Annotated in this window: 10 protein-coding genes; 1 reads left to right on the top strand and 9 read right to left on the bottom strand. The window is 36.6% G+C overall.

Annotation, left to right across the window (positions count from 1 at the left end):
- Nucleotides 1–176: 176 nt before the first annotated feature.
- The 9 genes from FLA105534_RS01505 to FLA105534_RS01465 form a co-directional block, all read right to left on the bottom strand.
- Nucleotides 177–1,898 carry a sensor histidine kinase gene (locus FLA105534_RS01505; RefSeq protein ID WP_173964284.1) on the bottom strand — a complete coding sequence of 574 codons (1,722 nt, stop codon included), beginning with the start codon at nt 1,896–1,898 and terminating at the stop codon, nt 177–179.
- Between the two features lie 89 nt (nt 1,899–1,987).
- Nucleotides 1,988–3,109 (bottom strand): sensor protein KdpD, encoded by a 1,122-nt coding sequence (locus tag FLA105534_RS01500; RefSeq protein WP_173964283.1) that lies wholly within the window; start codon nt 3,107–3,109, stop codon nt 1,988–1,990.
- Nucleotides 3,110–3,187: 78 nt separating this feature from the next.
- Nucleotides 3,188–4,264, bottom strand: a complete 1,077-nt coding sequence (locus FLA105534_RS01495; protein ID WP_173964282.1) for a porin — start codon at nt 4,262–4,264, stop codon at nt 3,188–3,190.
- A 267-nt stretch (nt 4,265–4,531) separates the two neighbouring features.
- Nucleotides 4,532–5,083, bottom strand: a complete 552-nt coding sequence (locus FLA105534_RS01490; protein WP_173964281.1) for a K(+)-transporting ATPase subunit C — start codon at nt 5,081–5,083, stop codon at nt 4,532–4,534.
- A 97-nt stretch (nt 5,084–5,180) separates the two neighbouring features.
- A complete protein-coding gene (kdpB, locus tag FLA105534_RS01485; protein WP_173964280.1) occupies nt 5,181–7,214 on the bottom strand; it encodes a potassium-transporting ATPase subunit KdpB in 2,034 nt (677 codons plus the stop codon).
- Nucleotides 7,215–7,413: 199 nt separating this feature from the next.
- The gene (kdpA, locus tag FLA105534_RS01480) at nt 7,414–9,135 is read right to left on the bottom strand and encodes a potassium-transporting ATPase subunit KdpA (protein WP_173964279.1); all 1,722 of its coding nucleotides are present in this window, start codon (nt 9,133–9,135) and stop codon (nt 7,414–7,416) included.
- Between the two features lie 93 nt (nt 9,136–9,228).
- Nucleotides 9,229–9,306, bottom strand: coding sequence for a K(+)-transporting ATPase subunit F (gene kdpF, locus FLA105534_RS01475; protein WP_073075461.1), 78 nt, complete (start codon nt 9,304–9,306; stop codon nt 9,229–9,231).
- A gap of 200 nt (nt 9,307–9,506) precedes the next feature.
- Nucleotides 9,507–9,788, bottom strand: coding sequence for a DUF7674 family protein (locus FLA105534_RS01470; protein ID WP_173964278.1), 282 nt, complete (start codon nt 9,786–9,788; stop codon nt 9,507–9,509).
- A gap of 275 nt (nt 9,789–10,063) precedes the next feature.
- The gene (locus tag FLA105534_RS01465; RefSeq protein WP_173964277.1) at nt 10,064–11,407 is read right to left on the bottom strand and encodes a sigma-54-dependent transcriptional regulator; all 1,344 of its coding nucleotides are present in this window, start codon (nt 11,405–11,407) and stop codon (nt 10,064–10,066) included.
- A 424-nt stretch (nt 11,408–11,831) separates the two neighbouring features.
- On the opposite strand from FLA105534_RS01465, the gene FLA105534_RS01460 reads away from it, so the two are divergent.
- The gene (locus FLA105534_RS01460; RefSeq protein WP_173964276.1) at nt 11,832–12,833 is read left to right on the top strand and encodes an LLM class flavin-dependent oxidoreductase; all 1,002 of its coding nucleotides are present in this window, start codon (nt 11,832–11,834) and stop codon (nt 12,831–12,833) included.
- Nucleotides 12,834–13,134: the final 301 nt, after the last annotated feature.

Here is a 13,134-nt window from a genome sequence, read left to right as displayed (position 1 = left end):
GTCTTCGACTCCATTAGAGGCGTATAAATTGTACGCGGATTAGGCAGATTCGCTAATGCGAAAACACGGATCTACACGGATTTCTTTTTATTCATATTATTTTATAAAAGAGAGCCCTAATTAAGCTCCGGAGGAGCGTTATCTTTATGATTTATCGCTCTCTATGTCTTTCTGGATTAGACCTTCAGCGAAAACCAAAACGTACTTCCTAATCCCAAATTACTCTCAACACCAATAGTTCCGTTTTGAGCTTCAATAAATTCTTTACTTATGGCAAGACCCAATCCGGTTCCTGATTTCTGACTTCCCGGAATTTGAAAATATTTATCGAAGACTTTGTCTTTATAGCGGGCATCAATTCCTTTTCCGGTATCGATAACCTCAAATGTAATTTGATCGTTTTCCTCTTTTAACCGGATGATAATCGTACTCTTTTCAGACGAATAGGTAATCGCATTCGATAAATAATTAATCAAAACCCATCCTGTTTTTTCACTGTCGGCTTTTACATCTTGCAGGTGTTCATTGGCTTCAACAATGAGTTTGATTTGTTTTTGCTCGGCCTGAATTTTTACGGCTTCGGTTGCATAATTTACAATCGAATAAGGATTGCTTTTCTCAATGTTTAACTGAATATTCCCGGTTTCTAATTGTGATAAATTAAGTAATTCGCCTGTAATCTTCAATAAACGCTGACTGTCTTCTTTAATACTTTCTACAAGTTGTTTCTGATCGTCGTTCATTTCGCCTGTTTTGTTGTTTTGAAGCAATTGAAGGCTTAGTTTTATAGAAGCAATTGGCGTTTTTAATTCGTGTGAAACGGTTGCAATAAAATTAGTCTTTGCAAAATCAAGTTCTTTAAATAAGGTAATATTTCGCAGGATGATTACGTCTCCAATATTAATTTCTTTTTCTTCGCCTGTTGGAGTTATGGTGATGTTGATGGTTTCTTTATCAAAATAACTTTCTTTTCCGTGGGCAAAAATCTTCATTGGATGTTTTTTCTGAGAATCGGCTGCAGGTTCTTTCAGAATCAAAGAGCGAATTAAATCATTGGAGACAGCCAAAGTTGAAGCGGATTGACCAATAACATCTTCCAGTTTCATTCCGATAATTTTCAGAGCTTCATCATTCACAAACAAAATCACACCTTCATGGTCTAAACCAATAATAGGGTCGTGCATGTTATTGATGAGGGTTTCGAGTCGTTTTTTCTCGAAGAATAATTTGTACAAATTACTATTGTTGTATTCCTGGAGTTTTTGCGCCATTGTATTAAAGGATTTTGCCAGGTCACCGTATTCGTTGTGATTGGTAAAATGTACCCGTTCGGAATAATTTTTATTGGCAATTTCTTTAATACTCTGGGTTAATTCCTTAATTGGATTGGCAATATTATTGGGCAAATTAACCAGCAGGTTAAAGGCGATTAAAAAGCAGAGTGTTCCCACAATGGCAATCCATAAATTGGCATTTTCGGCAGTATGTTTGGCAATATCACCCTTTTGCTTGATGGCATCCAGATTGAGTTTCATAATCGAAAAAATATCCTGCCTGATTTGTGCTTTCACGGTTTCATTAGAACCATTTTTTTCTAAAAGGGCAAAGTCATTTTCCAGTTTAGCAGTGGCTTCTTTTTCTCCGGGTTCTGTAACGTTTCGGGTTTGTTTTTCAAGATATTCCTTAAAAGTATGAATCGTACTATCAGTATTCACTTTGATTTCGTCCAAAGATAAAATCATATTTCTGGAATATTCCAGCGTATTGTAATTCGCTTTCAGAATATTCTCGGTATCTGCTTTTATCAAAAAAACAGCATATCCGCTCACTAAAGAGAGTATAATAATCATTAAAAATAACAATCCGACTCCCAGATTCAATTTGGTTTTAATTCTCATTTTTTGCTTTTTCTAGTAAAAAGTTCGTTGTGAAATGTAAAATGTATTTCACAAAAACATCTCACATTTTACATAAAACATTTCGCATTTTAGGATAATATAACAAGATCAACATTTGATAAAGACAGGCTATTCAATAAACGTCTGAAAATTGTTGTAGACAAAATTACTTTAAATAAATTTAAATGCGGTTTTCCGATACAGACAGTTGTAATATGTTTTTCTTCGACCGTCATTAAAATAGCGTCGGCAATATTTTGGTTCTCTGTTTTAATTACTTCGGCACCCAGCTGAACAGCCAGTTTAAAATTATTAATCAAATGCCGTTGTTTGTCCAATGCAATTTTGGTACTGCTTTCTTTCGGAGTTTCTACATACAAAACATACCAGGATCCGTTATAATAACTTGCCAGACGCGCTGCTTTTCTGATTACAATTTTTGCTGTTTTATCGTTGCTGCTAATGCAGGCCAGTAATTTTTCGTGTCTTAAAGCATGTAGCTGAGGTACTTCGTTTTCTACTTTTCGAACTACCTGGCTGGCTACTTCTTTCAAAGCCAATTCACGCAATTGTAAAATTTGTTCTGATTTGAAAAAATTAGCCAAAGCGGTCTGAATCTTATCTGCCGTATAAATTTTTCCTTCTTTTAGGCGTGCAATCAAATCTTCAGAAGTCAAATCGATGTTTACGACTTCGTCGGCCAATCGTAAAACATTATCCGGAATACGTTCCTGTACATCAATACTTGTGATGCGTTTAACGTCTTCATTTAAACTTTCAATATGCTGAATATTTACTGCCGATATTACGTTGATTCCAGCTTCCAGAATCTCCAGAACATCCTGCCAGCGTTTTTCGTTTTTGCTTCCTTCAACGTTGGTATGTGCGAGTTCATCGACAATGACAACTTCGGGTCTAAGGTTAATTATCGCCTGTACATCGAGTTCTTCGAGCTCTTTCCCTTTATAGAAAATGGTTCGCCGTGGAATCACAGGCAAACCAGATAAAAGCTCATGCGTTTCTTTTCGCATGTGCGTTTCGATGTAACCAATTTTTACATCGATTCCGTTTTTTAATAACGAATGTGCTTCCTGCAGCATCCGATAGGTTTTACCCACACCGGCACTCATTCCAATGTAGATTTTAAACTTTCCCTTTCGTGATTTCTGAATTAAATCGAGAAAGTGCTGTGCATTATTTTCTTTTTCCATATTTTTTGCTTTAAGCAATAAGCTGTAGGCTTTAAGCAGTAAGACGAAAGCTTACTGCTTAAAGCTTATTGCCTAAGGCTAAAAAGAAATCGCCAGCGAAGTCGTTACAAACGCGTTCGTATTCGTTGGAAGATTGTTTTTTGTAAATATTTGATCTTTACTGGAAAGATTTCTTGCTTCTAATCTAAACATTACATTATCAGTTACTAAGTAATCAAAGTTAGCTGAAAATCCGTAAGTTTTAAAACCATTTGGAGTTTCTGTTGCAATAATTACTCCTTTTTCATCACTATAATATTCGCCACGGGCTGCAAGCTGAATTTTATCAGTTGGTTTGTATTGTAAAATCAAAATTGGAGAAAACCAGGCGTCGTATTTAGTACTATTTTTAACCGATTGTTGTGTTCCAACATCAAAACCGGCAGTAATATTTGTTTTATCAGTTACTTTAAATTGCCCGTAAAAATTATTAAAATAACGCCATTTTTTGTCAATATCCGGTTGCTCATTTCCAACATAAGTGCTCCAGTTCAGTACCACTTTGTCTGATGGTTTGTAAGTAACCTGAGTTCCAAAAGCAGGAGTTTGATTGCCTTTTACTTTTTGGATACGCTGCCAGCCATTCAGATACATCCCGGCCAGATACCATTCTCCGGATTCAGACGTGTAGCCAATTTTAACTCCCGTTTCATAATAAGGAGAGTTTTCAGCCAGAATACCTCGGGTTAGATTTTGACAATCTTTTCCAATCGCGCTTTCAAAACCAAGATGCGATGGCATAATTCCCGCATCAACCCATAAATTATGAGAAGAAGAAATCTTCACTCCCACATTTGCTTCATATACATTTTTTAACAAACCCTGTTCGGCGGCCAGATTGTACTCGGCGTAAGTTCCGGCCATCAGAGCAAAATTTCCGCGAACATTGCCTTTACTGTAGTTCACTTTTGCCAATCCTAAATTGATGTTCATTTCATTACTTCTATTGTAGTTGTAAATAAATCCCGGACGGGTATGATTATCCGGTTTTCCGAAATCATAGCTGTAATAAACGTCTACGTATCCTGAAAATGTAAACGGACTTTTTGATTCTTCCTGAGCATGTAAGTTGCTATAACCAAAAGCGATTAAAGCGGTAAGTATAATTTTTTTCATTTTGTGGTATTCAATTATTTATTTAGTAGATTTTTTAGGAGCTAATCCCGCTATCCGTTTCAATCTTTTGTGTCCGCCGCGGCGGACACAAAAGGATTTCCACTACTATCGGGGCTAGATTATTTGGGGCAAAAAGGGGTTTTGTATTATAATTGACTCTATATTCTAACAGGTTTCTAAAATCTGTTAGAAGAAAAAAAACTTAGTGCCTTAGCACCTTAGTATCTCAGATCCTTAGAACCTCAGAACCTTAGCACCTCAGTGCCTCTATTTCAATTGATCAAGAGCAATATTCAGTTCCAGTACATTAACTGTTTCCGGACCTACAACGGCAGTATTGATTTTAGATTCTACCAAAGTTTTTACTTTAGCCTCATCTAATTTTCTTTCTTTGGCAATTCGTTTCACCTGAATCAAAGCACCTTGTGGCGAAATATTCGGATCTAAACCGCTTCCTGAAGCTGTAACCATATCTGCAGGAATCTCAGATTTTTTCAGGTAGGGATGAACGATTAAAAACGTATCCACTCTTTTTTGAACCAAAGCCAGATATTCGGCATTACTTGGTCCTTTATTGCTTCCGGCACTTCCGGCAGCATTATAATCTACAGCCGAAGGTCGTCCCCAGAAATAATTGGATTTATCGAATTTCTGACCAATTTTTTGGTATCCAACCACTTTTCCGTTAACCGAAATCGTTTCTCCTTTTCCTTGATTTGGAGCAAATTGTGCGATTCCATAGATTGCAAGAGGATAAATAACTGCAAACAGAATTACGGTTAGCAGCGTCAGCTTGAATAGTGAAAATATATTTTTCATTTTATTTTTATTTTTAAGGTTCTGAGTTGCTAAGTTTCTAAGATGCTAAGGAAAAAAACTTACAACCTTAGCAACTTAGTTTCTTAGTAACTTTTATTTACATGAAGAGAGCAACAACGATATCAATTAACTTAATTCCGATAAAAGGGACAAGCAAACCGCCTAAACCATAAATCAACAGGTTTCTTTTTAAGATGGCACTTGCTCCGATTGGTTTATAATCGACACCTCTTAACGCTAGAGGGATTAATATTGGGATAATTACCGCATTAAAAATTACGGCCGATAAAATGGCGCTTTCCGGACTGTGCAGACGCATGATATTTAAACCTTCCAAAGCTGGAATTGCCGTGATGAAAAGGGCAGGAACAATAGCAAAATACTTTGCTACGTCATTGGCAATGGAGAAAGTAGTCAGCGTACCACGAGTCATTAATAACTGTTTTCCAATTTCGATGATCTCGATTAACTTCGTTGGATCATTGTCAAGATCCACCATGTTTCCGGCTTCTTTAGCGGCCTGTGTTCCGCTGTTCATGGCAACACCCACGTTAGCTTGTGCAAGAGCAGGAGCATCGTTGGTTCCGTCACCCATCATGGCAACTAGTTTACCCAGATTCTGCTCGTTTTTAATGTAATTCATTTTATCCTCAGGTTTCGCTTCGGCAATAAAATCATCAACACCGGCAGCTTCGGCGATAAACTTCGCAGTAAGCGGATTATCTCCGGTCACCATTACCGTTTTAACTCCCATTTTTCTCAAACGGTCAAAACGTTCTTTCATTCCCGTTTTAATAATATCCTGTAATTCGATAACCCCTTGAACTTGATTGTCTTTAATAACTACCAGTGGCGTTCCTCCTTTAGATGAAATATCAATTACCTTTTGAGCAATATCTTCAGGGAAAGAGTTTCCGGCTTGAAGTGCGATGTTTTTTGCTGCATCCTGAGCTCCTTTTCTAATATTGGTTCCGTCTTTTAAAACAACTCCGGAAGTCCTGGTTTCTGCGGTAAATTTAATTAAAGTAGCACCTTCAATAGATAATTTATTGGCAAGTTCGGCTCCAGCCAATTCCACGATACTCTTTCCTTCCGGAGTGTCATCTGCCAATGAACTTAGCACGGCAGATTTTATAAAATCTTCTTCTGAAACACCTTTAGCAGGATAAAAATTTGTTGCTTTTCTGTTTCCAATTGTTATGGTTCCGGTTTTATCCAAAAGTAAAACGTCAATATCTCCGGCAGTCTCAACCGCTTTTCCTGATTTTGTAATTACATTGGCACGTAAAGCTCTGTCCATTCCCGCGATTCCAATGGCAGAAAGTAAACCACCAATTGTAGTTGGAATTAAACAGACAAACAAAGAAATGAAAGCCGCAATCGTGATGGGTGCATTTGCATAGTCGGCAAACGGTTTTAGCGTAACGCACACAATCACGAAGATTAAAGTAAATGCGGCTAATAAAATGGTTAATGCAATTTCGTTTGGCGTTTTCTGACGGCTTGCACCTTCCACCAGAGCAATCATTTTGTCCAAAAAGCTTTCGCCAGGTTCCGACGTTACAATTACTTTTATTTTGTCTGATAATACTTTTGTTCCACCGGTTACAGATGATTTGTCACCTCCGGCTTCCCGAATCACAGGAGCACTTTCTCCTGTAATGGCACTTTCATCTATAGTGGCCAATCCTTCGATAATTTCACCATCAGTTGCAATTAAATCACCTGATTCACAAACGAAGATATCACCTTTTTTCAGTTCAGAAGAACTGATGTTTCTGATGTCTCCGTTAGCTAAAATCTGTCTGGCCGGAGTTTCTTCCCTTGTTTTTCTTAAACTGTCGGCTTGTGCTTTTCCTCTCGCTTCAGCAATGGCTTCGGCAAAATTGGCAAACAAAAGCGTAGCCAGTAAAATTAAAAATACAATCAGGTTGTAAATGAAACTACCCTGATCCTGAGCTCCCATTAAGATGGAAACACAAACAGCAAACATAATGGCGGTTCCTATTTCTACGGTAAACATTACCGGATTTTTGATCATCATTTTTGGATTAAGCTTTACAAAAGATTGCACTAAAGCTTCTTTTACCTGCTTACTTTCAAACAATGATGTGGATTTATTGTGAGTCATTTTTTTTATATTATTTATTAGTTGACTGTTTCTTTTAACACATAGAAACATAGATTCTTTCTTTTGAGATTAAGGACGTTTTACTTTCATACATTCACAGAGCTATGTGAAAAAATGAGTTTTCTTTAATTTTCTTTTGAATTCATTTTATCTATGTTTCTATGTGTTTAAAAAACATCGTTTAGCATTGAGAAACGAATTATTTTAGTGTGAAATATTCTGCTAAAGGTCCAAGTGCCAACGCCGGGAAGAATGATAAAGCAGCGATAATTGCGATTACGGCAAAAACCATTATTCCAAAGATTGTAGTATCTGTTTTTAAAGTTCCTGCACTTTCCGGGATGTATTTTTTACCTGCCAGTAAACCTGCGATAGCCAGTGGCCCAACGATTGGAATAAAACGGCTTAACAATAAAACAATTCCTGTAGTGATATTCCAGAACGGATTGTTATCTCCCAAACCTTCAAAACCAGAACCATTGTTAGCTGCACTTGAAGTATATTCGTATAACATTTCTGAGAATCCGTGATGTCCCGGATTGTTGAGCCAGCCTGTCGCGTTTCCGCTAAACCACCATCCCATAGCTGTATCATTTGCAGCAAAATAAGAGGCTAAAGCTGTTCCTGATAATATTAATAAAGGATGAAGAATTGCGATGAAAGCGGCAATCTTAACTTCCCGTGCTTCAATTTTTTTTCCTAAAAATTCAGGTGTTCGTCCTACCATTAATCCGGAAATAAATACCGCGAGAATAATGAAGATGTAAAAGTTTAGAATACCAACACCGCAACCGCCATAAAACGCATTCACCATCATGGCAAGCAATTCCATAGCACCAGAAACCGGCATTGAACTATCGTGCATACTATCTACAGAACCTGTAGAAATTACAGTTGTGGCAATACTCCAGAAACCTGAAATGGCTGGCCCTAAACGAACCTCTTTTCCTTCCATTGCCCCGGTTGTTTGAGCGATTCCCATTTTTTCAATAGCAGGGTTTCCGTTGATTTCACTCATTACCGTTGGGATAACCAGTAACAGGAATCCAACCGTCATAACACCAAAAATGACATAAGATAATTTTCTTTTTTTCAGATAAAAACCTAAGGCAAAAATCATGGCAAACGGAACAATTAATTGTGCCCATAACTCAACAGCATTACTAAAGTAAGTTGGGTTTTCTAAGGGATGTGCTGAATTGGCTCCAAAAAAACCACCACCATTGGTACCGATATGTTTAATTGCAATAAATGCTGCGGCAGGTCCGCGGGAAACTTCTACGGTATCACCTTGTAAAGTTGTAATCGCATCTTTTCCTTCAAACGTCATAGGAGTTCCGCTAAACAATAGAGCAACTGCTACGATAGCCGAAAGAGGCAATAAAATACGCGTACAGCTTTTGATAAAATAATTGTAAAAGTTACCTAGTTTTTCGGTTGTTCTTTCCTTCATTGCAGTGAAAACCATCGCAGCGGCGGCCAGTCCTACACCGGCAGAAACAAATTGAAGGAACATTAGGAACATTTGTGACAGATAAGAAACACCGCTTTCGCCAGAGTAATGCTGTAAATTACAATTGACAACAAATGAAATGGCTGTATTAAAGGCCAAATCCGGACTCATTGACGGGTTGTTATCGGGATTTAAAAACAACGATCCCTGGAATAATAAGATAAAGAAGCAAAGAAAGAACCAAATCATATTGATACTTAAAAGGGCTTTTAAGTGTTGTTTCCAGTTCATTTCTTCAGTGGAATTGATACCGCTGATTTTAAAGATAATTTTTTCAATTGGATTGAAAATTGGGTCAAAAAGCGTTTTATCACCTAAATAAACTTTAGCAATATATTTTCCTAAGGGAATGGCTAAAACTATCGTGAGGATAAAAATACCAATGACACCTAATAATTCTGTATTCATAATTTTTTTTAATTTTAGTGAAATGTCAGATGTGATTTGTAAAAGGAGATCGATGTATAACATCCAACATCTCACTTATAACTTGTAACATCATTAAAATTTTTCAGGTTTAATTAATACATAAACCAAATAGCCAAAAACGGCAATCGAAACAATAAATAGTGCAGTCATGATTTATATTTTTTCAAAAAATTCAACTGATTTAAAACAGATGGCAAAGAGTAGGGCGCCCAGTCCGAGCAAAAGAAATGTGATTAACATAGATTATTAGATTTTAGATTTGTGAAATATTATTTGTGAGATGTTAGTTGTGGATATGGTTTCATTTTACATTTCACCTTTTACCTTTTACAGTGTACATTTTACTAAAATTAGACTCCTGAAGTATTAACTTGTCGGATATATTCTGCTTTAAGCGTTTGTGGAAAAAGATGTGAGATATTACAGTGACGCATTTCCATAAAAGAAGAAACCGAGAAAACATACACATTCGAAATGGCATTTTTAGTTTCGATACTTCCGTTGATGAATAGGCGTTCAGCAAGTGCCAGGCATTTTTTTGCGCGAACAATATTGCCGGATATTATTGATTTTTTAGTTATCTCAGCAAAGCGATCAGCTTGTTTGTAGATTGAAGTGACTTGATTTTTCATGAGAATGAATTTTTGTGTTCTTCCCTCTTATGCCAAAAGTTAGACCTAAACTACAGGATAATAGCTAAAGTGTTGCTGGTAAGTAAATTATGGTTTTGTGCCAAAAATAAGGCACAAAAAAAGCCTATCATAATGATAAGCTTTTATTGAAATGATAAGGTGATTTGTTATTTGTAAGATGTGAAATGTTGTTTGTGAAAAGTGAAAAGCGATTTGAAAAAACTCAAAATTTCGCATCTAACATTTCACAAACAACATCTCACATTGCCACATTACTACTGAATTCCATATTCGTCTAATTTTCTATACAGAGTTGCAATCCCGATTTCGAGTAAGCGTGCCGTTTCGGCCTTGTTGCCTTTTGAGTAATTTAAAACCTTCTGAATGTGTAGTTTTTCAACACTCTGCATTGAAAAAGCCGACATTTGTTTGGTGTTTTTTTCTTTTTCATGTTGCATTTCGTAAGGTAAAACATCTGAAGTCAGCGTATCGTTGCTGCTCAAAATAACCGATCTTTCAATGATGTTTTTAAGCTCACGAATATTTCCCGGCCACGAATAATGTTCTAATTTTTGAATGAAATCATCGGTTACCTGCAATGTTTTTTTATTGGTTTTCTCAGAAAATTGCTTGACAAAAGAGTGTGTCAAAAGCGCAATGTCTTTTACTCTTTCTCGTAATGGCGGTAGTGTAATCTCAAAAATATTGAGTCGGAAATACAAATCGGAACGAAAACGGTGTTCTTCGCTTTCTATTTTTAAATCTCGGTTTGTTGCGGCAATCAACCTGAAATTTGATTTTTTTGGAGTGGTATCACCAAGCGGAATGTATTCGCTGGTTTCTAAAACGCGCAACAATTTAGCTTGTAGCTCAATGGGCATTTCTCCAATTTCATCCAGAAATAAAGTACCACCATTGGCTTCTTCGATAAAACCTTTTTTGTCTTTTAAAGCTCCGGTAAAAGCACCTTGTTTGTGTCCGAAGAGTTCGCTTTCCAGGATTTCTTTGCTGAAAGTACTGCAGTTTAAGGCCACAAAAGATTTACCGACACGGTTACTGTTTTCGTGAATGGCTTGCGCAAAAACCTCTTTTCCGGTTCCGGTTTCGCCTGTTAGTAAAACAGTTGAATCGGTTTTGGCTACTTTTTTAGCTAAATCAATAATCTGCTCGATGCCTTTCGATTTTCCAATAATTGTATTAAAAGAATATTTGTCACCAATGCGTTTTTCAAGTTGTTTTACCTTTTTTTGCAAATGTACTTTTTCGACAGCCTTGTAAAGTAGCGGAATGATTTTATCATTATCGTCGCCTTTTACGATATAATCGAAAGCACCATTTTTCATAGCCTGAACACCATCCGGAATATTTCCGAAAGCTGTTAGTAAAATAACTTCAATCAAAGGAAAACTTGCTTTTATATGCTGTAGAAAGTCAACACCATTTCCGTCGGGTAATTTTACATCACATAAAACGACATCAATATCGGTTTGTTCGAGTTTCTTAAAACCGGATTTTAAATCTTTGGCTTCAATCACTTCAAATCCTTCCGATTTGATAATGCGTGCGAGCAGACTTCTTAGTTTTTCTTCGTCGTCTATAATTAAAATTTTATGTGTCATTTGGGGATATTGTTAAATCGAGTAGTGCATTTCGAAATACAAATTTAGTCTTTAAATCTTTTGACTTACGAATTGTGGGATAAATTTGAAGAAAAAAAGGAGGGGGGAATTCAGGTTTAAAAAAGTAAAGCTTCCTGTTTTTTCTGAAATTGCTCCAGTGGAGTAAAATGTTTCTGGTAAATGTAAATTTCAGGTATCAAAAAGCTCCAGAGGAGCAAATATAAATCTTTTGTGACGTTCTTGAATGAAGTGAAATATTTTTATAAATATAGAATCTATGTCTCTATTAGTTAAAGGCAATTATGCTAATAGATTATTGAAAAATGTATTTTCTAGTCGAAAGAAATATTATAAATCTATTAACAACAGAAAACGAAAGGTATCCATGTAAATGAAGTAGTTTTGTATTCTAGCATTTTTTTATATGAAAAAACCAATTTCAGTCTCATTATTAGAGCTCGCTATCATTACTCAGGATAGTAATGCCAAAGAAACATTTCAAAAAACAAAAGACATAGCGCAATTAGCAGATAATTTAGGATACAAGCGATTTTGGCTTGCAGAACATCACAATATGGCACATGTTGCCAGTTCGGCTACAGTTGTATTGATTGGTTACATTGCGAGTCAAACACAAAACATTAGAGTAGGTTCTGGTGGAATCATGTTACCCAATCATTCTCCTTTAATAGTAGCAGAGCAATTTGGAACTTTAGAAACACTTTATCCGGGTAGAATTGATTTAGGTTTAGGAAGAGCTCCCGGAACAGATCAGCCAACGGCCGAAGCTATCCGAAAAGACTTTTTTGAACAAGCACAGCGATTTCCGCAAAACGTAACGAAGCTTCAGGATTACTTCTCGACCGAAAATGCGACAGCAAAAGTAAGAGCATTTCCAGCAGAAGGAACAGGTGTTCCAATCTGGATTTTAGGTTCAAGTATGGACAGCGCTGCTCTTGCTGCAGCCTATGGATTACCGTATGCATTCGCCGGACATTTTGCTCCGCGACAAATGATACAGGCATTTGAGTTTTATCGCGAAAATTTCCAGGCGTCAAATACTTTAGATAAACCAAAAACCATGGCGTGTGTCAATATTGTTGCGGCAGATACAAACGAAGAAGCCGAAAGGTTATCTACGAGTTTGTATCAAATGTTTTTGAATTTAATTCGAAACGATAGAAAAGGCCTGCAGCCGCCTGTAGATTCTCTAGATGATATTATGGGCGAAGAAGAACGCTTTCATGTCAACCAAATGACCGCATGTACTTTTACAGGAAACAAAGCACAATTAGCAACAGATCTTAAAAAGTTCATCGATTACGCCAGAATCGACGAACTAATGGTAACCAGCCCAATCTTCGATCATCAAGCCAAGTTAAAAAGCATCGAAATTACTAAACAAGTAATTGATAGTTTAAATTAGTGTACCCATATAAGTAGAAATTCACACTACCTAATATATAAGGAAGAATTCCGTTCCACAACCCGACAGGTTTTTTCAACCTGTCGGGTTTGTTGTTTCTGTTCCTATATATAAGGAGTGATTTTGTCCAGCTGATCGAAGTCGAAGCTTTGAGGTTTGGAATTTGGAATTTGGCATATTTAGTAGCTTTCTCCCGCTATTGGTTTCAATCTTTTGCTTTTTAAAGGAAAAAGCAAAAGGATTTCCACTTCTATCGGGGCTAGGGGGTGGGTTTTCAAAAGAAAATAAGGCAAAAAAGCAA

This window comes from Flavobacterium collinsii, from assembly GCF_902804485.1.
GTDB classification, from domain to species: domain Bacteria; phylum Bacteroidota; class Bacteroidia; order Flavobacteriales; family Flavobacteriaceae; genus Flavobacterium; species Flavobacterium collinsii.
Note: the sequence above shows the minus strand (reverse complement) of the source record. Positions and strands in the feature narration are given on the sequence as shown.

What these genes read in the sequence shown, in the direction of transcription:
- FLA105534_RS01505 (WP_173964284.1), bottom strand. Translation starts at nt 1,898, where the DNA reads ATGAGAATTAAAACCAAATTGAATCTGGGAGTCGGATTGTTATTTTTA.
- FLA105534_RS01500 (WP_173964283.1), bottom strand. Translation starts at nt 3,109, where the DNA reads ATGGAAAAAGAAAATAATGCACAGCACTTTCTCGATTTAATTCAGAAA.
- FLA105534_RS01495 (WP_173964282.1), bottom strand. Translation starts at nt 4,264, where the DNA reads ATGAAAAAAATTATACTTACCGCTTTAATCGCTTTTGGTTATAGCAAC.
- FLA105534_RS01490 (WP_173964281.1), bottom strand. Translation starts at nt 5,083, where the DNA reads ATGAAAAATATATTTTCACTATTCAAGCTGACGCTGCTAACCGTAATT.
- kdpB (WP_173964280.1), bottom strand. Translation starts at nt 7,214, where the DNA reads ATGACTCACAATAAATCCACATCATTGTTTGAAAGTAAGCAGGTAAAA.
- kdpA (WP_173964279.1), bottom strand. Translation starts at nt 9,135, where the DNA reads ATGAATACAGAATTATTAGGTGTCATTGGTATTTTTATCCTCACGATA.
- kdpF (WP_073075461.1), bottom strand. Translation starts at nt 9,306, where the DNA reads ATGACTGCACTATTTATTGTTTCGATTGCCGTTTTTGGCTATTTGGTT.
- FLA105534_RS01470 (WP_173964278.1), bottom strand. Translation starts at nt 9,788, where the DNA reads ATGAAAAATCAAGTCACTTCAATCTACAAACAAGCTGATCGCTTTGCT.
- FLA105534_RS01465 (WP_173964277.1), bottom strand. Translation starts at nt 11,407, where the DNA reads ATGACACATAAAATTTTAATTATAGACGACGAAGAAAAACTAAGAAGT.
- FLA105534_RS01460 (WP_173964276.1), top strand. Translation starts at nt 11,832, where the DNA reads ATGAAAAAACCAATTTCAGTCTCATTATTAGAGCTCGCTATCATTACT.